Below are 25,597 nucleotides of genomic sequence, written 5' to 3'. Positions count from 1 at the left end.
GTTACTCCTCAGAACGCCCCGTGCACTCACGATCGTGCGGGTAGTGTCTGATGAGCGCAAACACCGGCAACCAGGACTCGCGACGCACGATCCAGCTTTCGTAGGTTGGCATCAGTTGATCAGGGGCATCCAGGGATCCCAGGTTCACTTCGATTTCGTCGGCGGTGCGTGCGAAAACGGACGAGCCGCAACGGGGACAAAAATGCCGCCCGGCGTAGTCGCGGGTTTCGCCCTCGATCTTCACCGCCTCCTGAGGGAATATCGCGCTGGCATTGAAAAGAGCCCCGTGATGCTTGCGGCAGTCGAGACAGTGACAAAGGCCGACCCGGTATGGCCGTCCTGACGCCTCGATTCGAACATTGCCGCACAGGCAGCCGCCGGTGAATCGGTCCATGTTGCGTCTCCTCTGAATCAAACGGTCGAAGTGTTTACAAGGAGCGCCGTCGGGCGTCCTTGAAGGATCCATCAGCCTCTGCGGCCGGTCTTGCCGAGTGAGGCGCAGCCTCTCGACCAGCGGGTTGGAAATACCTGCCGACACTGGCGTTGACCGGTTGTGCGACACAGCATTCTGCTGAGCCTGCGTCCTCACCGCTGCGCCAGAATCCCGAGTTCAAACCGGACCAGTACATGATGGACCACTCGACCCTCTTTTTCTGCTCGACAGCCAGGGCCGCTACCTCAAGCATTTCGGTCGCGGGATGGATGAGAAGGACATCGAGAAACAGGTGGTCGCTGCATTGGCAGATGCAGCGGCCGGATGCTAGATGAAACCAGACATTGTTAAGCGCTCCCCGCTGCTGAATTTCAGTGAGACCAGAGATCCACCGGAAAGTACTTCTGCGAAATTTGCGTGTACTTGCCCGAGTCATGCAACTGCGTAAGCGCCACATCGATTCGCTCTTTGAGTGCGGTGTCACTCTTGCGCAGGCGCGCCCCGATACCCAGGCCATAGAGCAATGGGTCCATCTTGACGCTGCCGGTGCCCTTCTCCTCGTACGCCAACCCGTCCTGGGACTTCAGGAAATCGATGTCGCCGAGCTTGTCGAGAAACATGACGTCGATACGACCTGCCAGCAAATCGGCGTTGCAATCGTCCTGCGTGGTGCAGATACGGATGTCCGATGCCTTACCGTAAGCGGTGCGGATGAACTCGGCGTTGGTGGTCGAACCCTGCACACCGATGGATTTACCGGCCAGGCCTTCCGGTGTCAGCGTCAGGTTGACGTCTTTCGCGGCGACGAAAATCCCTGTCGTCTCATAGTAAGGACGCGAGAAAGCGATGACTTTCTGCCGTTCCGGGCTGATGCCCATTGAGTTGAACAGCACGTCAAATTTGTTGGCGAGCAGTGCCGGAATGATGCCGTCCCAGGCCACTTCCTTGATCTCGCACTCGCCTTTCATCTGCTCGCAAAGGGCCCGGATAAGGTCGGGTTCAAAACCGGTGTATTGCCCGGTGGGTGTCTTGACCAGAAACGGCGGATACGGCTCGGCGGCCACACCGAAACGCAGCTTGTCGTCTGCTGCGCTGGCCGGAGCTGTGAAGGAACTCAACGTCATGCCGATTGAGGCCAGTAAAACCAGATTTCGGAATATTCGTTTCATGGTCGATCCTTTTTTTCAGGAGGATGGTTGCGAACAGAACGATTCAACATCAGTACAAAAATGCCTTTCTAAGCCCCGGGTATAGGCAACGGCAGCCATCCCTGGATCGCTTGCCAGTCCGACTCGAGGGCCGCAAAAACGAGAGAGCGAGAACGTGGACAGGTCGGCGAAACTGCACTCACCGTCGACAACCAGATCGCGAATGGCGTGACCGCTCGCCGGCGAGAGCTCGAACCCGACACCGGACATCGTCGCGACGGTGACGTTATCCAGCGCCGCAGGACGATCGATAACGGGACGACCATCCGGGGTGTTTTCGATAAACCCTGCCCAACTGCGAATCACCCGTTTGTGCGCGATTTTGGGGAACAGTTCGGCCAGCCGCTTGGCGATATTGCATTGCAGGGGTGTCGACTGCGGACGTGTGCCGCGCAGATCGGCGAGCTCGACCCATTCGTGCGGGCCACCCCCATACGCCAGGTTGCCGCGCAGGGTTTGCCGGCCATACAGCCCGTTGCCATCAACACCACCCACCTCCAATAACGGCAGCGGCTCGGTCACGATCATCTCGGCTCGAGCGGTGACCAACGGAATCTCTACGCCAAGTTGGGCTTGGCCATTCACCGGTATGCGGGCCGGCGGCAAACCAGGTGATCGCAGGCGATCAAGCCTTGTGCCGTGCGCACGCCCGTCACGTGGTCGCCTTGGCGTTCAATGGCGACGACAGGCGTGTGTTCGAGAACGCGGCCGCCGAGATTTTGCAGCGCCCATGCGTAGGCCTGCAGGGTGCGGTGCGGATTGGCGTGGCCGCCGAAATGATAGTAGTAGCCCGCCAACACGTTATCGCCCGCGAAAGGCACGAGTTCCCGAACCTCCTGAGGGTCCAGGAGGTCAGCGCGCAATCCATAATACTTGGCTTCGTCCACGACTTTTTTGTCGAGTGACAACTGGTGTTCGGTGGGAAGAGGAATTGATTCCGGTGTGCTCGCCGGCATTGCTGGCCGGGACGACCCCGGAAGAGGTGCTCAAGACCGGGCGGCTGGTGGACTCGAGCATGGATCGCCTGGACTGGCGCCGCTGGGAAGAGTACTACCCGGGCTCGACCGGGGCCGATAACGCGCATCTGACGTTCGACACGCTGGAGTCCGCCATCGTCGCCGTGAAATGTGGTCAGGGCATCGCGCTCGTCGACGCCGTGCTCACACGCGATGAATTGCTCACCGGGCAACTGACCCGTGTGCATGCTGGCCGCATCATCACGGGTGGACGTTACACGCTGGTCTATCCAAAGCGGGTGAAGCGCTCAAGCGGCTTCTCCGAGTTCCTCGACTGGCTGGAACAGGAAGTGCCCGGCCACCCCCGAAACAGTGCCTAAACCGTTTCACCGTTTCCTTCTGCGCCCGCCTTAGTGCTAAATAGACGCCCAGGCTACAAGTCCAGACCCTGTCGCGTATTGCCGTGCAACGAGAAACCGATATGAACACCCATTTTGAGACAACAGCATGATCGAAGTCACCGAAGTTTCCATCGCCCAACTGCGTGCGGCGCTGGAGTCTGGCCAGACCACTGCGGTTGAGCTGGTCCAGGCCTATCTTGCCAGGATCGACGCCTACGACGGCCCCGACACGCCGACCGCGCTCAACGCCGTGGTGGTTCGCAACCCCGAGGCGTTCACGGAAGCGCAGGCGTCCGATGCCCGTCGGGCCAAGGGCGAAACGCTCGGTCCGCTGGATGGCATTCCTTACACGGCCAAGGACAGTTATCTGGTGAAGGGCCTCACGGCGGCGTCCGGAAGTCCGGCCTTCAAGAACCTGATTGCCTATCGCGATGCGTTCACCATCGAACGGCTGCGTGCCGCCGGGGCGATCTGCCTGGGCAAGACCAATATGCCGCCGATGGCCAATGGCGGCATGCAGCGCGGGGTCTATGGCCGTGCCGAGAGCCCGTACAACGCTGACTACCTGACAGCCCCTTTTGCCTCGGGTTCCTCGAACGGCGCCGGGACTGCAACTGCTGCCAGTTTCGCCGCATTCGGCCTTGCCGAAGAAACCTGGTCGAGCGGACGCGGCCCGGCCTCGAACAATGGCTTGTGCGCTTATACGCCTTCACGCGGCGTGATCTCGGTGCGCGGCAACTGGCCGCTGACGCCGACGATGGACGTGGTCGTGCCGTACGCCAGAACCATGGCGGACCTGCTCGAAGTGCTCGATGTGGTGGTGGCAAATGATCCCGACACACGGGGTGATCTGTGGCGGATGCAACCCTGGGTGCCGATTCCGAGTGTCGCTTCGGTGCGCCCTGCGTCCTATGCCGAGTTGGCCGTAAAGTCCGATGTGCTTGCTGGAAAACGCTTCGGCGTTCCGCGCATGTACATCAACGCGGACCCCGAAGCGGGCAGCAGCGATGCGCCGGGCATCGGTGGCCCGACGGGGCAGAAAATCAACACCCGCCCTAGCGTGATCAGCCTCTGGGAGGACGCGCGCAAGGCACTTGAAGCTGCGGGCGCCGAAGTGGTCGAAGTTGAATTCCCGCTGGTCTCCAATTGCGAAGGTGATCGTCCTGGCGCGCCGACCGTGTTCACCCGCGGCCTGGTGTCCAAGGAGTTCCTGCACCATGAGTTGTGGGACCTGTCGGCCTGGGCGTTCGATGATTTCCTGCGGGCCAACGGTGATCCGAAACTGAACCGTCTGGCCGACGTCGACGGGCCGCTGATTTTCCCCCACGACCCGGGCACCCTGCCCAATCGCGAAGACGACCTTGCCGCCGGCATGGATGAATACGTGAAGATGGCCGAGCGCGGCATCACGCCGTGGGACCGGATCGTCACGGTGCCTGACGGCTTGCGCGGACTGGAAGAGACCCGTCGAATCGACCTTGAAGACTGGATGGATCGGCTGAACCTTGATGCGGTGCTGTTCCCGACAGTGGCCGACGTCGGGCCGGCGAATGCCGATGTCGATCTGCAGTCGGCGGACATCGCGTGGAGTAACGGGGTGTGGGTCGCCAACGGCAACCTCGCCATTCGTCACCTCGGTGTTCCGACGGTCACGGTCCCGATGGGCGTCATGGCGGATATCGGCATGCCAGTCGGGCTGACATTTGCCGGGCGTGCCTATGACGATTCAGCGCTGCTGCGCTTTGCTTCGGCGTTTGAGTCGGTTGGCTCCAAGCGATTGGTTCCGCCTCGGACCCCGCCGTTGCAGGGCTGAAAAACTGCGAGCGCCACTTCACTGATGCACGGCGCTTGCGACGTTTCCATCAGCAACTGCCCCACCACGTCCGACAGAGCGCTTTGCACATCCTTCCCACCACGCAAGGCTCGCGCATAGGCGCTCCGCTGCCGATCTGCACTGGTCCCATCCCGGAGAATCCGGCGGGCTTGAGCAAACACGTTCTCCACGCCCATCTTCTGCGCGGTATCTCCAAGGATCTGTTGCGCCCTGAACAGCCATTGCCCGGCAGAGAACGGCCGGTCGTAACCTTCAATGATGAAGGCTGCATGGATGCCGGATCGTTTCGCCCGCCACCGATTTTCCTTGAGGATCCATTGCGACGCTTGCGAATAGCTCGATCCCGGACGGGGCTGATCAATGGCATGGGCAACCAGTAATCGAAACAATGAGGCAATGCACAATACGTCATCCAGTCGTGGACAGGCGTCCGTCATCCGCATCTCCAACGTCGGGTACTTCGCGGCCGGGCGTAAACCCCACCAGCAATCGCCCGCCTGCTTGATCGTGCCGGTGCGGATCAGCAAGGCGACGTAGGCGTCATAGGCGTCTTGATCTTCGAAGAACTCCGGAATACCCATCCGCGGCCACTCATCACACGCCGTCTGCCGATAGCTCATAAAGCCGCTGTCGGCGCCGTCCCAAAAGGGTGACGAAGTGCTGAGTGCCAACAACAACGGCATCCACGGCAAGACTTCGTTCATCACCCGAATACGATCCAGATGCCCTGGCACTTCAACATGCACGTGCAGGCCGGACAGCAGGCTGCGCCTTGCTACGCGCTGGTAGTCTTCGAACAGTTGAAGAAAGTGAGGTTGGTCCGTGGCCTGCTGCAGACGCCAATCCGCCAACGGATGACTCCCGGCACTGAGCAGTCCCAAGCCGTACCCTTCGAGCGTTTGCCGCAACCTTGTGCGGGCAGAAAACAGGTATTCCGTTGCTTGCTCGACGCTGGTGAAGATGGGGGAAGCGACTTCGATTTGCCCCCGGAACATCTCGTGCGCGAAGCAATCGCCCAACACCACCTGGCATGCTTCGATGGACGCGTCGGGAGGCTTCTCGGACATGCGCCGGGTGTCCAGGTCCGTGATGAAGTATTCCTCTTCAATGCCAAACTTCAGGTGTCTGTCCATCGATGCTCTTCTCGGCTTGCGCACTGCAGTCTTGTGATACCCGCAAGGGCTGATGCCGCTCAGTTAAGCAATTTCTGCGCTAACGCCGTTTTGTAGCCGCTGGCGAAGCCTGCGTTCGGCTGCGCAGCAGTCGTTAATCCTGGTCGCGCGGGTATCCTGATACACCGCATAGTCTGATTTTACGACTGCTTCGCAGCCGAACGCAGGCTTCGCCAACTGCTACAAAGAATGCGTCGCGGCTGACGGTTGCTAAACGGACCTCGGCAATCGGTAGAAAAGCGGGAAGTGTGTGCCAGACCTCCCGCCTTTCACGCCGCCCTTTATGTACCCAAACCTCGGGACACATCGGCTGGCGTATCGGAGGCTGCGCGGTACTCACCTTCCGGTTTCGTCTCTACGTCCGAGTGATCGGTGGTTTTGGTCACGGTGTCGCGCACGGCATCGAATCCTTCCCTTGCCTGCTGCTTGACCTTGTCGGCAAGGCCTGCGCTGGTTTTGCCCATGTAGCGTTGCTCGGTCGCTGTCGAAGGCAATGCCGCGCCCAACATGGCGCCTAACGCGATGCCCGCTGCGGCGACCATCAGCGGTTGTTCCTTCAACAACTGACTGAACTGATTGCCCAGCAGCTGTGTATTGCGCACCAATCGGTCACTGACGTCATGCACGGCATGGCTGATGTTGTCGGTGGCAGCACCCAGGTTATCGCCCAGGTGTGCAGCCTTGCCTTTGACGTTCTGATAACCGTCCTTGAGCGTGTCAGCCGTTTGGTGCAAATGGTCGCGGGCACTGTCGATGCCGTCAGCCAAGCCATCGGCCCACTCTCCAACGGTGTTCTGATCCGGGCCCACGCGATAGGCTGGACGGGGTGACGGTGGGCGATTCTGGCTCATCATCAACCACAGCAATCCGACGGATGTCAGGACAGCTGGAACCGGATTATTGCGAACGCTGGTGCCCAGGTTGGTCAGGAATGTCGTGCCGTTGCTCTGCATAAGCGACAGCGCCTGATCGAACATCTGGCCAGGGGTGAACTTGCTTTCCAGCGCATCGACAATGTTGCCGATACTCGCCCGCTGGGCATCGATTTCACGCTCGATGGTTTCAGGGCTTTTTGCCGCCTCGGTGTCGAATTCACTGTTCATGAGACTTTCCTCCGCAGCGCTTCCTGGTCTTTGTTCAAAGCATCCAGTGTGCGATCAGGCTTGAAGTTGGACGGCTCGAATTGTTTTTTCCCGGACTGCAGCATGGCGAACCCGACGATCATCACCACCACGCCGACAATCAGCGCTGCCAGCCACGGCGCCATCATGGTGCTGAGGCCGTAGACCGCGGACATCAACAGAATGATGAGCCCCGCCAACAGCACAATTGCACCCCCGGCGACACCGGCAATCCCTGCTTTGAGCGTCGTGAGACTGGCTTGAAGCTCGGCTTTGGCCAACGCCAGTTCCTTGGTGAATAGCGCGGGCACTTCACGGGATAACTGGCGTAACAGCCCGACGACGGAAGCGTCATGATCAGGCGCAGACACGGGTCTTGAGCCCGGAAAATCTGGTTCTTCTCTGTTCATCACAGTGCTCCATTGAAGTTTATCGAACCCGGTGTCGAGGTCGTCGCGAAGTTCGAAGGGTGGTCTTGCTCATTCGGTGAGGCCGGCGTAATGCCAGGGCTTGGATCGTTGCGTGATGCAACGGAGGTTTCATAGGGCCGATGTGCACCAAAACCGCCGGACGGTGGCATGGAGTGACCGGCTGCCGGGTTGTCGGCATCGGGGAATGTTGCTGCTGGGGAACTGCCGGCTTTCAGGAACCGCGACAGGCCGAAGCCCAGCGCAATGCTGCCGGCAATGAACAGCCCCGGATTGCTGCGGGCCAACTCGGCCCCGTCATGGAGCAGCTGTTCGGCGCTTTTTCCGCGCAGATTACCGGCGAGGCCACTCATGGAGTCCGCCATGTCTGCCAAGTAATCGGACATGCCGAGCGTGTCCTTGCTTTCGAGTTCGGAGACGACTGATTTCGCTCCCTTGGCCAAGGCCTCGATCTGATCGGCTGCGGTGTCGCGGTATTGGCCGAATTGTGCGTCTGCCTGTTGTCGCGCGCCCTCAAGTGCTTCTGTCACGTCCTCCTTCAAGTGTTCAAAGCCTGGCTCCGGCTCTGCGGAATTGGGCTTATCTGGCTGACTCCCGGTCGTGCTGTCTGAAGTATTCATGTCATCCCTCGCCTTCTGTCTGTAATCAAGCGTTCCGGGAGTTCGCAGTGAGTGCAGCCTCCCTCATTGCAGATGACGAAGGGGGTGATGGGGAGTTCCAACGAAATGATGAGTGATGCGTTCAGTTCGTCGGCTGGGCTGGGGGCTGCCGACTTCGAGGTGGGGGACATATCCGTTTCTGCGGTAACGGCGGCTATTGGTTCCGCCCTTACGGCGGGTCACTTGTGCGCCCAGCATGGGCGCCATCCTAGAGGTGAAAGTCCTCTCTTGAGCTGGCCACAGCGAATGAAGCGAAGCGCAACTGCATGAGGGCGACCGAGTGTGGGAAGGAAGCGTGGAACGTAAACCGCGAGCCGAGGTACACGAACCGCATCTGAGGCGTCACCGGTCAGGGCGAGCAGCCAAGTGACTGCGAAGCTCTTGTGGCCAAAGTGCCGGGGACGTAAATGCGGCGGTTGTGCGGTGAAGGATGGCGTTCTTACCTGGGGAGATCTCGCCTCATGCCTGAAAGGGCGACGGCGCAAGTCGGAGCGAGAAGTCAGCAGAGGCCGTAGTAGCTGCGTCGCAGCGAAGGGCCGAACGAGAAGGAGTGAGGTTCACCATGGCGATACAACAGGCCTTGCATCAGATGCCCGGGAAATCGGGGCGGGACGGAGCTGCGACGGGTGAAACCCGGCGCGAAGCGTCCAGCGATGAAGCCGGCTGTCCGCGCCATGACCCGAGCCACACGGGGTCAGGGCTTCTGCAAGAAGCCCTGACCAGAGAAAACCTGCAGCTGGCGCTCAAGCGAGTCCGGTCAAATAAAGGTGCTGCGGGCGTTGACGGTCTTGGGATCGATGAGACGGTCGAGCATCTGAAAACGGCTTGGCCCGTCATACGGGCGCAGTTGTTGGCGGGAACGTACCGGCCAAGCCCGGTGCGTAGAGTTCTGATTCCCAAACCAGAGGGAGGCGAGCGCAAGCTGGGCATTCCGACGGTGACGGACAGACTGATCCAGCAGGCGTTGTTGCAGGTTTTGCAGCCTCTGTTGGACCCGGGATTCAGTGATCATAGCTATGGTTTTCGTCCCGGTCGCAGCGCTCACCAAGCGGTACTGGCGGCGCAGCGATACATTCACTTGGGACGGGACATTGTGGTGGACGTCGATCTGGAGCAGTTCTTCGATCGCGTTGACCATGACCTTTTGATCGCTCGACTGAGCAGGAAGGTAACCGACCGAGGGGTTCTGCGTCTGGTCCGGGCCTATCTGAACAGCGGGACGTTGATCGACGGCGTAGTGGTAGCCAGTGAACGAGGGACGCCGCAAGGCGGCCCTCTTTCACCATTGCTGGCCAATGTATTGCTGGACGAGGTGGACAAGGAGTTGGAGCGACGAGGCCACTGCTTCGTCAGGTACGCGGACGATGCGAACGTTTACGTACACAGCCTCAAGGCCGGTCAGCGGGTAATGGCAGTGCTCCGTCGCCTTTATGACCGACTTAGGCTGCAAGTGAACGAGAGCAAGAGCGCGATTGCCAGTGCGTTTGGCCGCAAGTTTCTGGGCTACGGCTTTTGGCTGTCAGCTCAAGGCGAGGTCAAACGCTGGGTGGCAAGCAAAGCGCTGCAGACGTTCAAAAGCCGCATCCGACAGCTGACGTCTCGTAATGGAGGCCGAAGCATGTCGCAAGTGGTGGAAGGTCTGAGACTGTACCTACTGGGTTGGAAAGCGTACTTCGGTTTATCGCAAACCCCTCGCCTCTGGCACCGGTTCGATGAATGGATACGTCGACGACTCAGGGCCATCCAGCTCAAACAATGGAAAACCGGAAGGAGAACGTACCGTGAACTGCGCAAACTTGGAGCAAACCCTGATTTGGCAGCGGCAATAGCCGGCAACAGCCACAGGTTCTGGCACAACAGTGTCGGTCTGATCCATGGAGTGCTTACGGTGGCGTGGTTCGACCGGCTGGGTCTGCCTCGACTCTGCTGACCTCAACTTCTCGAACCGCCCGGTGCGGACCCGCATGCCGGGTGGTGTGGCAGGGGCGCGGCCAGATGGCCGCCTCCTATGCCGATTGGAAAAGCCCCAAAGTAACCAAAGGGCTCTTGCCCCTGACGCTCGGTGCCTCGCTGTGGCTCGGCATGCCCTCGCTCCGGTCCTGCTCCGTGGGCCCGCTGCCATCGGCCATCCATGGCCGGGGGCGGCTAACCCGGCATCCATGCCGGGTTGCCCACTGCGCAGAACCTCCACTCGGCCTCTCGAGGGGCGGTGCGTCAAGATCAAAAGCTGCAGGCGAGCTAACGCTCGGCCTAATGAGTGGTGAAGAGCGAAAGCCGTACGCAGGTCCATTGTAGGAGCGAGCCTGCTCGCGAAGGGGCCCTGTCAGTCGATATCAATGGTGGATGCCAATCCGCTTTCGCGAGCAGGCTCGCTCCTACATTCTGGATATTTGCCGGGCACGGGATTGGTGTAGGCCGACGCCGAAGTGGCGCACTATCTAAGGACAGGCCGGCCGGTAGGCCGCCTCACTTTTGCTTTTGATCTTGATCTACCTCGTCGGGAGGCCGAGCGGAGGTTCTGCGCAGTGGGCAACCCGGCATGGATGCCGCGGTAGCCGCCCCCGGCCATGGATGGCCGATGGCAGCGGGCCCACGGAGCAGGACCGGAGCGAGGGCATGCCGAGCCACAGCGAGGCACCGTACGTCAGGGGCGAAAGCGTTTGGTTACTTGGCGCTCTTCCAAGTGACCCGCCGTAAGGGCGGAACCGATAGAAGCCGTGACCGCAAAAACGGATATGCCCCCAACCTCCCTGGAAAAATTACAACAGCGAAAGCGTGTAGTTAATGATGAACCGACTCTGATCCACATTCCACCCAGCATCAGTGTTCGACTTGCCATTGCGCAAACTGAAACCAAGCCCCTTCAGCGACCCCGATTGCAGCACGTAATCAAGCGTCATATCACGCTCCCACTCAGACTGAACCCCCACGTTCTGCGCCTTGATCCCCGTACCCTTCAGATAAAAGATCGTAGCCTTCAACCCCGGCACACCTAGCGGCGCGAAATCATAGCTGTACTGAACAAAATTGGTCTCCTCCCCCGCCCGGGCAAAGCTCTGAATCATACGGTCCGTAGGCAAGTAAACACTGCCACCACCCGCCCCTTTATCAATCAGGCTGCCTTGGTTCGGCTGAACAAAGTTGCTCCCATCACCCACCCGCTGATGCCCCAGCGAAACCGCATGACCACTGTTGGCATAGGTAACCATCGCCACCCAAGTGTTGTTGTCGATTTCACCGTTATTGTCCTCGGTGTAACCCGACACCCGATAACCTTGCGCCCTGCCCGCAGCCGAACTGTTGGCACCCGTCGACGTTGTGCGGAAGTAACGCAGATCCGTGGTGAAGGAGCTTTTACCGTCGATTGGCAAGACATGCGTGAGGCCGAAGAAGTTCTGGTTGTAGAAATCTTCCATCTGCGCAAAGTAATACTGCGCCTTCAGGTCCTTGGTGACGTTGTAGTCACCCCCGGCGAAGTAGAACTTGTTGCTGTCCCGGGTGCTGCCCGCCACCGACAAGCCGGTACGGTCAGTCGAGGCACGCCCGACCGCGTGGTCAAGCACACCACTGGTCAGCATCAGGCCATCAATGTCGTTCGAAGTGACCTGCGCGCCCATGAACGATTGCGGCAACACCCGGGCATCGTTCGAGATCAGGATCGGCAATTTCGGCAGCAGCGTGCCGTAGCGAAATTCGGTTTTTGAAATGCGCATCTTCGCCGTCGGACCGAAACTGCTCCAGGCGTCCGCCGCGCCGTCGCCATCGGTCGGGATCATGCCGCTGCCATTATGGCGCCCGGTGCCGCTGTCCAGCGTAACGCCGAGCAGCGCCTGGGCATCGATCCCGAAACCTACCGTGCCTTGGGTAAACCCGGACTCGTAGCGCAATACAAAACCCTGCGCAGCCTCCTCGGTTTTCGAGGGTTCGGCGGCGCCGTCGCGGTTGTCGCTGTTGAAATACAAGGTGCGCATCGAGAGGCTGGCTTTGCTGTCTTCGAGAAAACCGTGGGCGGCAGAGTCGGCTGCCTGTGCGCACAGGGAGCCTGCCAACAAGAATGCGGTGGGAATTGCTCGCGTTAACATACGGCGCTCCTGGGTGATTTTTTGTTTTTTTTGAGTGTTTAGCGACCGCTATCCGCCCCTGGCACCCAACAGCGGCGCGCACAATCACGCACTCCATGGGGGACCATGAGCCTTGAGGAAAGCGATCGGGATGTTCGGGTCAGATCAGGTAAGAAAGACCCACGGTCAGCGCGAAAGCGACCACCGAAATGATGGTCTCGAGCACGGTCCAGGTCTTGAAGGTCTGGGCAACGGTCATGTTGAAGTATTCCTTGATCAACCAGAAGCCGCCGTCGTTGACGTGGGAAAAGATAACCGACCCGGCCCCGCCGGACTCGGCCATCATCTTGCCGAGCATCGTGCCCAGCGCCACCACCAGCGCAATGTGCCCCAGGGTTTTCCGACGCCAGTCTCGTACGCGCCGACCACACCGGACGGCGGCATGCCAGCGAGCAGCGCCAAGCCGATGGAGACCAGGGTGATCACAATGAACGGATTGAGTCGGTAACGGGCGATCAGAACGATCAGCGCAATGATGGCGATGGCGGCATACACCAGCAGCCAATAGCCGAAGGACAGGGTCATGCGGTACTCCTCGAAAGGGTCACGTCGAATGGATTGTGAAACTCATAAAACATTTCGAGGCGTGATTTTCAAACGAGGCGAAACTAATTTTCGTAGAAGGATAAGGCTTGTCGCACAGAGGCATGAGCAGTCGTTGTTTTTGAAACTGGGTCAGGCGGATTTTCATCACACCTGACCCGAAACGTCAGGCTTTGGCTGCCATCGCGGTGACTTCCACGCGCATGCCTTCGACCGCCAGCGCGGCCACGCCTACGGCGGCGCGAACCGGCCACGGCTTGGCGAAAAAGCGCTTGTAGACCTCGTTGAACGCGGCGCGGTCGGCCATGTCGGTGAGGTAGATGGTCAGGTGCAGAACCCGATCCATGGAACTGCCGGCGCGCTCCAGCGCGACCTTCAGCGCCTGCAGCGTGCACTCGCTCTGCAGGGTGATGTCGCCCAGCTCCAGGCTGCCGTCGGCATGGGTAGGAATCTGCGTGGAGACCAGCAGGCCGCCGAAACCGGCGACGTCGGATGAGATGGAATCCGCGTCGGGATCGGGGGTGAAGGTGATGTCGTGGTTTGCCATAAGGATCTCTTGCTTGAGGTGGTAATGCCTTTAGTGCGGCCAGTTTACAGCCTGTTGACCATGCCTATTGCAAGATTGCTCGATGTCCTGGCTTGAAGCCATGGGCGCTGGCTAACCAGACCAGGGACAGACCGAGTAGCGCCAATACCAGCAATGTCGGAGGAAAAGAACCAGGCCCCGCATGTTCCAGCAACAAGCCACCCGCAACGCCACCTCCGGCCACTGCCAGGTTGAAAATAGTTACCAGCATCGACTGTGCGACATCGGCACCGTCACCCGCAGTATCGGCGATGGCCGTCTGTAGTAGCGTGGGAGCGCCACCAAACGTCAGCCCCCAGATTGCAACGCTCAGAAGTACAAAATCGGGAGAACGGCCTGCCAGTCCCAACACCAGCGCGGCGATCGCAAAGCCTGCCAGACTCAGCAGCGTCAGTACACGTAAACCCCGATCCACCCACATTCCCGTAACCACGATGCCAAGGATGGAGGTGATGCCGAAGAGCAGAAGCACAAGGTCGATCCGCTGGCCAAGCCCGACGGAAACCAGAAATGGCGCGATGTAGGTGTAAAGGATGTTGTGCGCAAGTATCCAAACGAAAATCACCAACAGAATCGAACACAGACCCGGGGTCATCAGTATTCTGCGGATCGGCTGACGCTGACGTTCAGTTTGTCCCGCGTAGTCGGGCACCCCAAAACGCACCCACACGAACAGCAGTAAAGCGAGAACCGACATGATCCAGAACACGCCACGCCAATCAAACAGAGTACCCAGCCAAGTGCCTAGCGGCACACCGAGGCACAACGCAACGGGTTGACCGATGCCCACCACCGCGAGAGCCCTTCCCTGCAAATCATGAGGCACCATGCGTCGTGCATAACCCGCCAACAGACCCCATATCACGCCCGCCGCCATTCCGGCGATGAACCGCGCGACCAGGGTCAATAGGTAGTGGGAGGACAGCGCCGTCACGGTGTTAAAGACCAGCAGCCCGCCAATCGCCAACAGAAACAACGGCCTCCTGCGCCATTTTCGCGTAGCCGCAACAACCGGGATCGCTGCCAGCACCGAGCCCAAGGCATAGAGTGTGACCAGTTGACCCGCCATGGCCTGCGTGACGCCAAGCCCCTGCGCGATCAAAGGCAACAGGCCGGCGGGCATGGTTTCCGTCATGATGGTGATGAAGCCAGTCATCGTGAATGCCAATAGCCTCCACACAGGCAGCCTTTGCGCAGAAGACGTTTCTTCAAAGCTCGTTGTTATCGATCCATTGTCGCGGTGGGTGGTCATCGTAGTATCCCTGATAAAAAATACAGTCCTGTATTCCTGATGGGCTGGCTGAGATGAATGCGCCTTATGGAATGGTCATTCCAAAACCGGAATCGAGTAGGAGGCGGATTTACATCCGCCGTCCTCTCACACCACCGTACGTACGGTTCCGTATACGGCGGTTCAGGTTATGCGATTAAGCCGTTTATCGTATCCAGTATCGAGACCAAACCGAGTCGATCCCACAGTTTCTTCGGCAGCGCCTGATTCATATGTGACGCTCCCGAGTTCCACCATGGGCCCTGCCCATTGGACGCTGATCTACGAGCACGTCCTTCGTTGATCCCCAAGCCCATCAGGTTACGCGCCCTCGTTGAGGACTGCTTCCATTGGCGCCAGAGGATGCAGCGAAGTTTTCGACGCACCCAGCCGTCCAGTTCCTCGAGGGGCCCCTTGCTCTGACTGAGCTTGAAGTAGCCAGCCCATCCGCGCAGTACGGGGTTTATCCGCTCGATGACGCTCGCCATCTTGCAGCCCCGCGCTCCGCGCAGCAGGTCTCTGAGTCGGTCGCGTAGACGCCCCAGACTCATCCTCGCCACTTTTAGCCTTGGCTGTTGATGCCAGCTCATCCCATAACCCAGATAATCACAGGCCCACGGTCGCGCCACGCGGCTCTTTTCCCGATTCAGCGTCAGTTTCAGACGCTGGCTCAGGAAGCATTCGACGCTGTTCATCACTCGTTCGCCAGCACGACGGCTGCGTACATAAATGTTCGCATCATCGGCATAGCGCACGAAACGATGGCCCCGCCGTTCCAATTCGCGATCGAGTTCGTTGAGCAGGATATTCGACAGCAACGGCGAGAGTGGGCCGCCTTGCGGCGCCCCTTCCTGTCGTCGACTGACAAGACCACCTGACATCGTTCCCGCTTCGAGATAACGACGGATCAGCGCGAGCACCCGCTTATCTTCGACTTGACGCGCCACGTGAGCCATCAGGACATCGTGGTTGACTCGATCAAAGAACTTCTCCAGATCGAGCGCCACACACCAGCGGTGGCCCGCCGCCACATGGGCTCGGGCTGTTTCGATGGCTTGATGAGCGCTTCTATTCGGACGAAAACCGTAGCTGTAGTCCGAGAACAGAGGGTCGAAGATTGGCGTGAGCTGTTGCAGCAAAGCCTGCTGGATCAGGCGATCCACGACGCAGGGAATGCCCAGCTGTCGTGTTCCACCTTGGGGCTTGGGAATGTCGACGGCGCGTACACCTTGCGGATGATACTCGCCGGCCAGCAACCGAGCCTTGAGGATCGGCCAATACTGTTTCACGTAGCCCGCCAAGTCGTCGACCGTCATGCCATCGGCACCCGGTGCGCCCTTGTTGCTGACCACGCGTTGATACGCACGCTTGAGGTTGGCCGGTGCGAGCACCCGCGCCATCAGCGTGTCCGGCTCCGCGTTCGTCCACGTCACAGATGCCGCCGATACCTCTGCGCTGTCAGCCGTCATCCTCGGATTCTGTCCGGGACTCGGAGTGACAGTCTTCTCTGGGAGAAATTTCTGCATTTCGGTATTCAACGAGACTCTGACGCCTACTGGCGGCATAACCTGTTCGGCCCTTGGTGACGGAGTTACTCGTCACTTACTACGGCCTCGGCTGACTTCTGCGCGTTCATCCCGTCGCCTCGCGGCGCTCGGTAGCACTCAGGCAAACGTGCAGATCTCCCAGGGTAATTCGCGCGACCTTCCTGCTTATGCCTGTCGGATCTACGTCACAGCGTTGCGTGCAAGTATTGGGCTTTGGCAATTTTGGCTACCTTACCCCGCTGCACCGCCTAATCCGCTTCCTGTTCGTCAGGCCAGCATTTTGCCTCGGGCTTCCTTCAGATTCGCAGTCACCCGCGACACCCTTGCCTCTGGCTAACACTTCCCCTTGCCGGGTGTGTAGAGGACTTTCACCTCCAAGTCACCAGCGTGGCCACCACAGCCAAGCTGGTTGCGCTTCGCGCAACGCGCCATGCCTGGCGCACCAAAAAAAGCCTGCGTCTCGCAGACTTCCACTTGCGCATTACAACAGCCGTCCTGGATTACAACGCGTCCATCGCTACATCGACCACATCCAGCAAGCGTTGCCGACGGTTCTGGCTGGCGCTGCCTTTACTCAATACGCGAAGGCCCTGGATCGTGTTCACGAAAAAGCGTGCAAGTGCGCGAGGGTTCTTGTGCATGGCGATTTCGTCCTCTGCCTGACCACGGATGAGCGCACGCTCCAGCGCTTTCTCCAGACGCAGAAAGTTGCCGGAGACCAACTCGGCGATGGCTTCATCCTGCCCGGCCAATTCCAGGGAGGCATTGGCAACAAGGCAACCCCGTTGTCCGGCATCGCCAAGTTCATCATTCACGATTCTCATCAGCAGCTGCTGGATCAGTCCTTTGACCGAACCGGACTCTTGGAGCAGTACTACGTTCGCAGCAGTCAGATCGTGATACCGGCGCAGTGCATGTTCGTACAATCCATGCTTGCTCTCAAACGCGTTATACAGGCTGCTTCGAGACAGCTTGGTACCGTCAACCAGATGTTGTATCGAGGTGGCGCAATAGCCGAGTTGCCAAAAAACCTGCATGGCTGCTTCGACTATCTCGTCATGCTCAAACTCCTTGGGGCGCATCGGGCAATCCTTACTGGAATGATCATTCCAGAAAACTACTGACTTCTTTTACACTCGTCAAGGATCGCTTGAAGCGCTGGCTGATCAGGAGCCTGAGTCACCGGGAAAAAATCTCGAACTCAATCCATATCGCTAACGTCCAATGTGTAGGTCAATGGAGGTAAGCACGATGAACAGCGATGACAGTGTCAAGGACACCGAAAGGGATCGGAAGGACAGGAACGCCGAAGAGGTCGATCCAGCAACGCTTCCCGAAGAGGAGGAAGCAGAGGCGCTCCAACGAAAAATAGACGAGATAGAACGCAAAGTGGCAGACGGGAACTAGCGTGAAGGCCACGACCGCTGGTGTCCAGCGGCGTGGCCAATGCTTTGTTCCTAGTTCGGGTCTAACAACCCGCCGCTCCAATTGCGTGAAACACGGCTTCCAGTGAATTTCGCCACGACCATGCCCTGCGACACCAGCCGGTCCCTATAGCGTGTAACCATCCGCCCCGCTTGCTCGGCCACCAGCACCACTTCGGAAGACGGATCACCGGGGCGCCGCAGAATCCGGGCAAAACGCTGCCCTTCTTCCACAAAATCGCCCAGTTCCTTTTCAAAGATCAGCACCCCGGGTTGCGGGGCGAGGAGGGTCTCCATCTGGCCCATTTCCATCACCTCGACGGGCCAGTCACCGGGTGACAACGCATCGTCGATGACCCCGCAACTGCACAGCCAGGCGTACAGCCCCGCGGCATCCTGCTCGGCAAACCGATCGCTGACATCGCCCTGCCCGCGCAACTCCAGGGTCGCGGCCATGCGCTGGTCGGTGACGCCATCGCGCAACCATGGCGCGATGATGGTTTCTTCGAACGAGCCGTCGCCGCCGTCATCCCAGATGATCGCCACATCCATCTTCATCGCTGCCGCGAGTTCACGACCTCGGGGCCAGAAACGGCGGTGCACGTAGAGGTACGGCAAGGCCTCGTCATCGGTGTGCAGATCGAGCATCACATCCGCCGTGGCCGCCAGTTGCACCAGTTTTTTTTGCCATTCCTGGACGTTGGTCGAAGGTCGCTCCATCGCGGCGGACTGGTCGAACGAGCGGTTGAAGTTATGCCCGGTGGCATCGTGAAAACGACCGAGAATCCGCCCTTGGCGAAACTGCCCGATGCCCAGGGGATTGGCTTGCGGCACCACCGTCACACGGCCCTTGAGCCGGCCTTCGGCCTCAACGACTTGAAGCCGCTGCATCAACAGGTGCAGCACCAGCATCCCGGCAATTTCATCGGCATGCACGCCGGCCTGCAAATGCACCTTCGGTCCGCTGCCGTCGCCCTCGAAACGCCACGCGCCGACCGGCACCGCGTCGCCGTTATTGTTGCGAACACTGAACGAAATATCCTGCGCCATCTGCTTGTCCTCCCCCGTCATAAACGTTAAAAACCGGTGCATCGCGGCGGCCGGCACTGGAGATTGAACGCATGTTCAACTAAGCTCGCCAACCAGGCACCGCACCCAAGGATCCCCTTGTGACAACCCCTTCTCCAAAGAACCGTCGCGCAGAACCCGATGAGCGCCGCGAAATGCTGGTTGCCGCCACTGTGCGTTGCCTGGTGCGTGACGGTCATGCGGGCATTTCCGTGCGCCGTATCGCCACCGAAGCCGGCGTGTCCGTCGGCCTGCTCAATCACCATTTCGGCAGCATCGATGCGTTGATCGCCGACACGTACCAGAAGATCGCGAACGAACTGACCACCGCCCTGCTCCACGAGATCCAGCAGGTCGGCACCCCGGCGGAAAAGATGGACGCGTTTCTCAAAGGCTCTTTTTCGCCAAGGGTCATGGACCCGCAATTGCTGAGTGTCTGGGTGGTGTTCTGGAGCCTGATTCGTCACTCCGAACACGTCAGCCTGTCCCACGAAAAAAGCTACCGCGCCTACCTCGACCTGCTGCGCCAACTGCTTGATGACATGGCCACCAGCGAAGGTTTCGTGATCCACGACACGCGCCTGGCCGCCATCGGTTTATCGGCGATGCTCGACGGACTCTGGATCGAGTGGTGCCTCAACCCCGAAACCTTCAGCCCCGCCAACGGCCTCCATATCTGTCGTTGCTGGATAAAGGGGTTGCGTCACGGAGCATTCAGCGCCGACGACGTCTTGTGATGGGTGACGACCGAAGATCATCGCCAGGGTGCCGCTGACCGCGATCAGCCCGGCACCGATCATCAGCGACACATCCATCAACGTGCCCCAGATCAGACTCGACAGCAGGAACGCCCAGATCAGCCCGGTGTATTCGAACGGCGCCAGCAAAGTGGCGGTGGCCCGCCGGAAACTGGCGAACAGCAGGAACTGGCCGATACCGCCCACCAGACCGGCAACCAGCATGCCCAGCCAGGCCGGGGTGGGTGCCGGGGTGTGCGTCCAGGGCAACGCGACCGTCATGCACAGCACAAACACCACGTTGGTGATCAGCATCTGCTCCAGCACTGAGGTCTGGTCATCCACCTGGCGCAATTGAATGTAAGTGAATGCCCAGCACATCGCCGCCAGCAGTGTCAGCACAATCGGCCACGGATCGGCGATGTTGCTCGGGCGGCAGGCGATGATTACCCCGACAAAGCCGATGATCAGGGAAAACCACTGCCAACCGCTGGCCCGCTCCTTGAGAATCACCGCCGCCAGCACCGTGACCATGATCGGCGCGGAAAAATACAGGGTGGTCATTTCCGCTAGCGTCAGGTCCCGGGCGGCCGTGTAGTACAGCAGCCAGGCGACAATCGACAACAAACCGCGTATCACCAGCAAGCGTCGGCTCGGCGAGCGCCAAGCCCGCTGGACCAGGCGCAGGCGCCCCGCCAACAGACAGGCAACGACCACCACCAGGCAGCGCCAGAACAGAATGGTGACCACCGAATAATCGGCCACCAACCACTTGATGACAGCGTCCTGCAACGCCAGGAACGCGTACCCCAACGTGCACAGGCCAATGCCCTGCAGCGACCGGTCGACGCCCCCTGACGTACTCATTACACCGACCTGCGCACGGGCGTCCCGCGCCGTTCGGCAAAGGCAAACAGCGCCTCGATCAGGAACGTCAGGCAGACATAGACCCCGGCCACCAGCAACAGCGGCTCGTAGACTTGCAGGGTTTGCGCCCGCACCACGTTGGCGGCGCCCAGCAGATCGACAATTGCAATCGTCGAGGCCAGGGCTGTGGATTTGAGCAACATCACGGTCTCCCCGGCCAGTGTTGGCAACAGCAACCGCAGCGCTCGAGGCAAGCGTACCCGCAGCAGCGATTGACGCGGTGTCATGCCAAACGCTGAGGCCGCTTCCATCTCACCTTTGGGTACCGCCAATAGACCGCCGCGAATCACTTCGCCGACATACGCGCCTACCGACAACACCAGGGCGAACACGATGTACCAGTATCCGTCGCGCAAATACGGCCAGAGAAAACTGCCGCGTATCACCGGGAATTGCGCAAACAGGCTGCCGAGCCCGTAGTAGAAAATGTAGATCTGGATCAGCAACGGCGTACCGCGCAACACGCTGGTGTAGAACACACTGGCCTTGGCGATCACCTTGTTTTTCGAGATCCGCGCCAGCGCCACCAGCACCGCCAACGCGAAACCGAACACGCTGGAAATCAACAGGATGGTGATGGTCGTTTGCAGCCCCCGGCCCAACAGCGCCCCGTATTCAACTATCCACGCTGGAATCATTTCATTCACTCAGCCAAAGGCATCCAGCGACGAATACGCCGCTCGAGCCGTCCAGACAGGTAGTTGGACACCAACGTCACCGCGTAATACATCGCTGCGGCCGTGAGGTAGAACAACAAGTAATGACGCGTCGAACCCGCCCCTTGCTTGGCGGTGTACAGCAGCTCGTTGGTGCCGACCACGCTGATCAAGGCGCTGTCCTTGATCAGGTTGATCCACAAGTTGGCCATCCCGGCCATCGCATAAGGCGCCATGATCGGCAACGTGACGCGCCGGAACAGGCCGAAACCGCTCAGGCCGAATGCTTTCGCCGCTTCGATCTGGCCGAAGGGAATCGCCTGGATCGCCGCCCGGAAAATCTCCGAGGCGTAGGCGCCCTGCACCAGTCCCAGCACCACGATGGCGGCCAGCGGACCGCTGACATTCATGACGCCGTAGCCCATCTGGGTCATCAGCGAATTGAGGAGCATGGAGCCGACGTAGTACAGCAACAGGATCAGCAGCAACTCCGGAATCGCGCGGAACAAGGTCGTGTAACCGCGCATCAGCGCCGCGATAGGCTTTGGTGCGCCGAGTTTCAGGCAGGCCACCACCAGACCGATGAGCAGCCCGACCACAAAGGCCCCGGCCGATATTTGCAGGGTCATCCAAAGACCCTTCAACAGCGCACCGCCCCAACCTGTTTCGCTGAAGTTGATCAATTCGAACATGGCAGGCATTTCAGTCTCCAATCGGTGGCCTTGGTGCACCACCGCTTTCTTGTAGGAGCGAGCGATGCGGCGACCCGACTTGCCCGCGAAGGGGCCCTCGAAGTCGCTAAAAGCTTCGCGGGCAAGCCTCGCTCCTACAAGGATTGGTGTTTCCACAGGAAAATTTCATTCCATGGAGTTCGTCAGCGCATGGCCGTCAAAAGGCGGGTTTCACGCTGGTACCGAAGTAGTGTTGCGACAGGTCGTCATAGTCTTTGCCGGCCAGCAAGGAGGTGATGGCCTTGTCGAGTCTGGCCTTGAGATCGGCGTCATCCTTGCGTAGACCGGCGCCCACGCCTTTGCCGAAGATCGGGTCATACGGCACGGCGCCAAGGTATTCCAGGTTGCTGGCATCCGGCGTCTGCACAAAGGCCGCCATCGCTGTGCCGTCAGCCATCATCAGGTCGATGCGACCGGCAATCAGGTCGGCGTTGGCCGAGTCCTGGGTGTCGTAATACTTCACGTCGGCGATTTTTTCGTAGTACTGCTTCAGGTAGCTGGCGCTTACCGTCGAGTTCTGCACACCGATGATCTTGCCCTTGAGGTCATCCGGATATTTTTTCACCGAAGTGCCCTTCGGCCCGACAAGGGCGATCACCGAATCGTAATAGGCCTTGCTGAAGGCGATCTGTTTTTCGCGTTCTTCGGTCACCGACATGGAGGAGAAAATCACGTCGATCTTCTTCGACAGCAGCGACGGAATGATCCCGTCCCACGCCACTTCCTTGATCTCGCACTCGGCTTTCATTTCGCTGCACAGCTTGTGGATCAGGTCCACTTCAAAGCCTTTCCACTCACCGTTGGCCTGCTTCTCGGTGTACGGCGGATAAGGTTCGGCCGCGACCGCGAACCTGATCGGCTGCGGCTGAGATTGAGCTTGGGCCGCGCTCATTCCGGCCAGCAACACGCAGGCCACGCCCGTAAACCAGTTTGCCAAACGTCGATTTCCCATGATTTTGCCCCGTCTTTTTATGATGTTATTAGCGAGTCTGATGAGCGTTGACGAATTGTCGGCAACGCTCGCTGCGTGGGTGTACGAATACTTCGTCCGGCGTACCGGCTTCCTCGATCAGCCCTTGGTGCAGATAGGCGACTTTGGAAGAGACATCGCGGGCAAAAGCCATTTCATGAGTCACCAGGATCATGGTCCGGCCTTCTTCCGCGAGGGAGCGGATCACCCGCAGCACTTCGCCGACCAGTTCCGGGTCGAGTGCCGAGGTGGGTTCATCGAACAGCATGACCTTGGGCCGCATGGCCAGGGCCCGGGCGATGGCCACCCGTTGTTGCTGTCCCCCGGAGAGAAACGCCGGGTACTCGTTGCGCTTGGCCGCAAGCCCGACACGTTCAAGCAAGGCTTCGGCCCGTTCAGTGGCCTCCGCACGGCTTTCACGCAGGACCTGGGTCGGCGCTTCGATGAGGTTTTCCAGCACCGTGCGGTGGGGCCAGAGGTTGAAGTTCTGGAACACCATGCCCAGGCTCGAACGGATCCGTACCAGTTGCTTGGCGTCGGACACCAACGGCGCGCCGGGACGATCGAAGTTCAGGTGAATGCTCTCGCCATCCACCAGGATGCGCCCCTGGTCCGGCACTTCGAGCATGTTGATGCAGCGCAGCAAGGTACTTTTGCCGGAGCCGCTGGCACCGATCAGCGAGATCACATCGCCTTCGCGGGCCGTCAGGGAAACGCCTTTGAGGACCTCGATATTGCCAAAGCGTTTGTGCAGGCCATCGACCTCGATCATGGTCTTGGTCGCCACCGGTTCAACCACCGCTTCACAGGTGACACGACAGATCACCGGCCGCGGCGCTTCGCCTTTCAATACCAGGACAAAGTCGCGAATACGCTGGCAGGCCTGGGCCAGTCGCTCTTCACCCAACGTGAACGAGAGCCGCACAAAACCTTGGGCTGGCTCGCCGAAAGCCGCCGCATCCAGCACCGATACACGCGCCTCGCGCAGCAGACGCCAGGCGAATTCCAGAGAGGTCAGGCCGGTTTCGCGCACGTCCATCAATACGAACATGCCGGCATCGGGGTTGAGCACTGCAATCCCCGGGCAATCCGACAGGCTGCTCACCACCAGATCGCGACGCCGACGATAAATATCGCGCATGCCGTGGGTCACGTCCTCATGGGCTTGCACCGCTTTGAGCGCCGCCTCCATGACAAAACCCGGCAAGCCGTAAAGCATGCTCAACACCAGGGTTTCGGCGTGGGCCACGAGGGCTTCATCGGCGACGATCCAGCCAGTGCGCCAGCCGGTCATGGCATGGGATTTCGACAGACTGCCGATCACCACGCAGCGCTCGGCCATGCCCGGCAACGCCGCCAGGCTGAGGTGCTCGCGTTCGAAGGTCAGGCTCTCATAGACCTCGTCCACCACGACCCACAAGTCATGCTGGATGGCGAGGTCGGCGATGGCTTGCAGCTCTTCGCGGTTGAGCACGACGCCGGTGGGGTTATTTGGATTGGAGAAGAACATCGCCCGGGTGCGCGGGGTGATGGCCTTGGCCAGCACGGCGGCATCGAGCCGGAAACCTGAATCCGCCGAGCACGGCACGCGAACCAACGTGGCGCCGGAAGCCTTGAGCGTCGCCTCGTAAGTCACGTACATCGGGTCCAGGGCAATCACTTCGTCGCCGGTATTGAGCAGGCACATCGAGGTGATGAACAGCGCGTTCTGCGCCCCCGCCGAGATGATGACGTTTGGTGCTGTCACCTCACGGTCGAACAGCTGGCTGTACCGAACGGCGATGGCTTCGCGCAAAGCCTGGCGCCCGGCGATCTCGGTGTAGTGAGTGTCTCCCTCACGCAGCGCATGAATCGCAGCATCGGTGATGAAATCGGGGGTGGGGAAATCCGGGTCGCCGACGCTGAGAATGATCACATCCTCACCACGGCGCTGGGCTTCAAATGCCGCATTGTGAATATCCCAGGCAGCAACGCCGTCGCCTGAAATCCGCTCAACAAAGGGTGAAAACCGCATGCCAGTGCCTCGTTCGAAAAGAAGAAACGCAAGCCCGCGCAACCAGCCGGGGAGGTGGAACGAACATAGTCGAAGCTGAACACTCGTTCAACAGAAAAATGACCAGGGTTCGCGTTCAGCGTAAACAGGTCGTTTTTACGACAGTCATGCCGTTTCCAGGTCCTGGATCGGCCGTGAGTTCGGAGAACTTTGCCAGCTGCCCGGCTGCCCACGATTGTCGTGACCGAACAGCTTTGGTTCTTCATTCCAAGTTGATAACTGCAGCGTTCAACAATCCGGCCGTTGTCGAAAAAATATAGACTCGGTAATCGACAGCCCACTCAACTTCAAGAAATCAACCTCCCCTACCACCCATAATTTATTATTTTCACTGTTGGCATTCCGCATTATCTGTTACAAAAATGATTCCAGTGTTTCAAGTTTGGCACACTCATTTGTAACGCAAGTAAGACACTGGAAAACCAGGCACCGAAGAATTTAACAATTCCCACTCTAAATCTGAAAATACGCGCTCTCATAATTGCTTTAAATGCAGATACCCAAGCTCTTTTACTCGGTATAAATCCATCCATATCAGTCGTTTATTTATCCTAACCAAATAACAACAACCGACTCCACTGAAAAATGGCGCCTTCATTCCAATTCATCATAAAAAAAATTCGAACTAATTTAACTCCTCTAATATGCTCAACACGAAAGCACTTAAGCAAACACACTCACTCACCACATCTTTAACAAACCATCCCCCAACAACGCCAGGGACGAGCACTTGTTTCCACACACGGGGCGTT

The 25,597-nt window shown here is 59.3% G+C and carries 24 protein-coding genes and 2 pseudogenes; 5 read left to right on the top strand and 21 right to left on the bottom strand.

Going from position 1 to position 25,597, the window contains the following annotated elements; all coding sequences use genetic code 11:
- Position 1 precedes the first annotated feature (1 nt).
- From ACYZTM_RS26680 to ACYZTM_RS26665, 4 genes are all read right to left on the bottom strand, one after another.
- The gene (locus ACYZTM_RS26680; RefSeq protein ID WP_131063061.1) at positions 2–394 is read right to left on the bottom strand and encodes a GFA family protein; all 393 of its coding nucleotides are present in this window, start codon (positions 392–394) and stop codon (positions 2–4) included.
- Between the two features lie 410 nt (positions 395–804).
- Entirely contained in the window at positions 805–1,602 is a 798-nt protein-coding gene (locus tag ACYZTM_RS26675) for a transporter substrate-binding domain-containing protein (protein WP_461985534.1), read from the bottom strand.
- Positions 1,603–1,617: 15 nt separating this feature from the next.
- A complete protein-coding gene (locus ACYZTM_RS26670; protein WP_461985532.1) occupies positions 1,618–2,169 on the bottom strand; it encodes an NAD(P)/FAD-dependent oxidoreductase in 552 nt (183 codons plus the stop codon).
- A gap of 53 nt (positions 2,170–2,222) precedes the next feature.
- Positions 2,223–2,549, bottom strand: coding sequence for an NAD(P)/FAD-dependent oxidoreductase (locus tag ACYZTM_RS26665; RefSeq protein ID WP_218568860.1), 327 nt, complete (start codon positions 2,547–2,549; stop codon positions 2,223–2,225).
- Between ACYZTM_RS26665 and ACYZTM_RS26660 the strand changes: the two genes are divergently transcribed.
- Positions 2,543–2,977 (top strand): LysR substrate-binding domain-containing protein, encoded by a 435-nt coding sequence (locus tag ACYZTM_RS26660; RefSeq protein ID WP_461985529.1) that lies wholly within the window; start codon positions 2,543–2,545, stop codon positions 2,975–2,977. The genes ACYZTM_RS26665 and ACYZTM_RS26660 overlap by 7 nt on opposite strands.
- 127 nt (positions 2,978–3,104) lie before the next feature.
- A complete protein-coding gene (locus ACYZTM_RS26655) occupies positions 3,105–4,811 on the top strand; it encodes an amidase (protein ID WP_461985527.1) in 1,707 nt (568 codons plus the stop codon).
- On the opposite strand, the gene ACYZTM_RS26650 is transcribed toward ACYZTM_RS26655, so the two are convergent.
- The 4 genes from ACYZTM_RS26650 to ACYZTM_RS26635 form a co-directional block, all read right to left on the bottom strand.
- The gene (locus tag ACYZTM_RS26650; protein WP_461985525.1) at positions 4,715–5,965 is read right to left on the bottom strand and encodes a carboxylate-amine ligase; all 1,251 of its coding nucleotides are present in this window, start codon (positions 5,963–5,965) and stop codon (positions 4,715–4,717) included. The genes ACYZTM_RS26655 and ACYZTM_RS26650 overlap by 97 nt on opposite strands.
- Positions 5,966–6,285: 320 nt before the next feature.
- Entirely contained in the window at positions 6,286–7,107 is an 822-nt protein-coding gene (locus ACYZTM_RS26645) for a DUF3618 domain-containing protein (RefSeq protein WP_461985523.1), read from the bottom strand.
- Positions 7,104–7,535, bottom strand: coding sequence for a phage holin family protein (locus ACYZTM_RS26640; RefSeq protein ID WP_131063066.1), 432 nt, complete (start codon positions 7,533–7,535; stop codon positions 7,104–7,106). Before ACYZTM_RS26640 ends, ACYZTM_RS26645 begins: the two co-directional genes overlap by 4 nt.
- Entirely contained in the window at positions 7,535–8,173 is a 639-nt protein-coding gene (locus ACYZTM_RS26635) for a hypothetical protein (protein ID WP_461985520.1), read from the bottom strand. Before ACYZTM_RS26635 ends, ACYZTM_RS26640 begins: the two co-directional genes overlap by 1 nt.
- Before the next feature lie 601 nt (positions 8,174–8,774).
- Between ACYZTM_RS26635 and ltrA (ACYZTM_RS26630) the strand changes: the two genes are divergently transcribed.
- The gene (gene ltrA / locus ACYZTM_RS26630; protein ID WP_131063531.1) at positions 8,775–10,142 is read left to right on the top strand and encodes a group II intron reverse transcriptase/maturase; all 1,368 of its coding nucleotides are present in this window, start codon (positions 8,775–8,777) and stop codon (positions 10,140–10,142) included.
- Between the two features lie 829 nt (positions 10,143–10,971).
- On the opposite strand, the gene ACYZTM_RS26625 is transcribed toward ltrA (ACYZTM_RS26630), so the two are convergent.
- From ACYZTM_RS26625 to ACYZTM_RS26595, 7 genes and pseudogenes are all read right to left on the bottom strand, one after another.
- On the bottom strand, positions 10,972–12,294 hold the full coding sequence (locus ACYZTM_RS26625; protein WP_461985518.1) for an OprD family porin: 1,323 nt from the start codon (positions 12,292–12,294) through the stop codon (positions 10,972–10,974).
- Between the two features lie 139 nt (positions 12,295–12,433).
- Positions 12,434–12,553, bottom strand: a complete 120-nt coding sequence (locus ACYZTM_RS26620) for a GntT/GntP/DsdX family permease (protein ID WP_461989224.1) — start codon at positions 12,551–12,553, stop codon at positions 12,434–12,436.
- A 33-nt stretch (positions 12,554–12,586) separates the two neighbouring features.
- Positions 12,587–12,858, bottom strand: a pseudogene (locus ACYZTM_RS26615) (GntT/GntP/DsdX family permease); the annotation flags it as partial.
- A 184-nt stretch (positions 12,859–13,042) separates the two neighbouring features.
- Positions 13,043–13,423, bottom strand: coding sequence for a RidA family protein (locus ACYZTM_RS26610; protein ID WP_461985516.1), 381 nt, complete (start codon positions 13,421–13,423; stop codon positions 13,043–13,045).
- A gap of 64 nt (positions 13,424–13,487) precedes the next feature.
- On the bottom strand, positions 13,488–14,714 hold the full coding sequence (locus tag ACYZTM_RS26605) for an MFS transporter (protein WP_461985514.1): 1,227 nt from the start codon (positions 14,712–14,714) through the stop codon (positions 13,488–13,490).
- A 167-nt stretch (positions 14,715–14,881) separates the two neighbouring features.
- Positions 14,882–16,297 carry a group II intron reverse transcriptase/maturase gene (gene ltrA, locus ACYZTM_RS26600; protein ID WP_461985512.1) on the bottom strand — a complete coding sequence of 472 codons (1,416 nt, stop codon included), beginning with the start codon at positions 16,295–16,297 and terminating at the stop codon, positions 14,882–14,884.
- A 482-nt stretch (positions 16,298–16,779) separates the two neighbouring features.
- On the bottom strand, positions 16,780–17,361 hold the full coding sequence (locus tag ACYZTM_RS26595) for a TetR/AcrR family transcriptional regulator (RefSeq protein WP_461985510.1): 582 nt from the start codon (positions 17,359–17,361) through the stop codon (positions 16,780–16,782).
- A 169-nt stretch (positions 17,362–17,530) separates the two neighbouring features.
- On the opposite strand from ACYZTM_RS26595, the gene ACYZTM_RS26590 reads away from it, so the two are divergent.
- Positions 17,531–17,686 carry a hypothetical protein gene (locus ACYZTM_RS26590; protein ID WP_461985508.1) on the top strand — a complete coding sequence of 52 codons (156 nt, stop codon included), beginning with the start codon at positions 17,531–17,533 and terminating at the stop codon, positions 17,684–17,686.
- 50 nt (positions 17,687–17,736) lie between these two features.
- Here ACYZTM_RS26590 and ACYZTM_RS26585 read toward each other — a convergent pair whose 3' ends face one another.
- Positions 17,737–18,753, bottom strand: coding sequence for a M14 family metallopeptidase (locus tag ACYZTM_RS26585; protein WP_461985506.1), 1,017 nt, complete (start codon positions 18,751–18,753; stop codon positions 17,737–17,739).
- Positions 18,754–18,926: 173 nt separating this feature from the next.
- Between ACYZTM_RS26585 and ACYZTM_RS26580 the strand changes: the two are divergent.
- Positions 18,927–19,412, top strand: a pseudogene (locus tag ACYZTM_RS26580) (TetR/AcrR family transcriptional regulator); the annotation flags it as partial.
- On the opposite strand, the gene ACYZTM_RS26575 reads toward ACYZTM_RS26580, so the two are convergent.
- The 5 genes from ACYZTM_RS26575 to ACYZTM_RS26555 all read right to left on the bottom strand — a co-directional run bounded on the left by ACYZTM_RS26575 (position 19,368) and on the right by ACYZTM_RS26555 (position 24,806).
- A complete protein-coding gene (locus ACYZTM_RS26575) occupies positions 19,368–20,375 on the bottom strand; it encodes a DMT family transporter (protein WP_461985504.1) in 1,008 nt (335 codons plus the stop codon). The pseudogene ACYZTM_RS26580 and the gene ACYZTM_RS26575 sit on opposite strands and share 45 nt — an antisense overlap.
- Complete coding sequence (locus ACYZTM_RS26570) at positions 20,375–21,073, bottom strand: ABC transporter permease (protein WP_461989222.1); 699 nt, start codon at positions 21,071–21,073, stop codon at positions 20,375–20,377. The genes ACYZTM_RS26575 and ACYZTM_RS26570 overlap by 1 nt, the downstream gene beginning before the upstream one ends.
- Positions 21,074–21,078: 5 nt before the next feature.
- Complete coding sequence (locus ACYZTM_RS26565) at positions 21,079–21,792, bottom strand: ABC transporter permease (protein ID WP_461985502.1); 714 nt, start codon at positions 21,790–21,792, stop codon at positions 21,079–21,081.
- A gap of 187 nt (positions 21,793–21,979) precedes the next feature.
- Positions 21,980–22,774, bottom strand: coding sequence for a transporter substrate-binding domain-containing protein (locus ACYZTM_RS26560; protein ID WP_131063410.1), 795 nt, complete (start codon positions 22,772–22,774; stop codon positions 21,980–21,982).
- 28 nt (positions 22,775–22,802) lie between these two features.
- Positions 22,803–24,806 carry an aminotransferase class I/II-fold pyridoxal phosphate-dependent enzyme gene (locus ACYZTM_RS26555; protein WP_461985500.1) on the bottom strand — a complete coding sequence of 668 codons (2,004 nt, stop codon included), beginning with the start codon at positions 24,804–24,806 and terminating at the stop codon, positions 22,803–22,805.
- Positions 24,807–25,597 lie beyond the last annotated feature (791 nt).

This window comes from Pseudomonas sp. MDT2-39-1 (genome assembly GCF_054898085.1).
The sequence above is the reverse complement of the archived record's forward strand: the minus strand, read 5'-3'. Positions and strand labels throughout refer to the sequence as shown.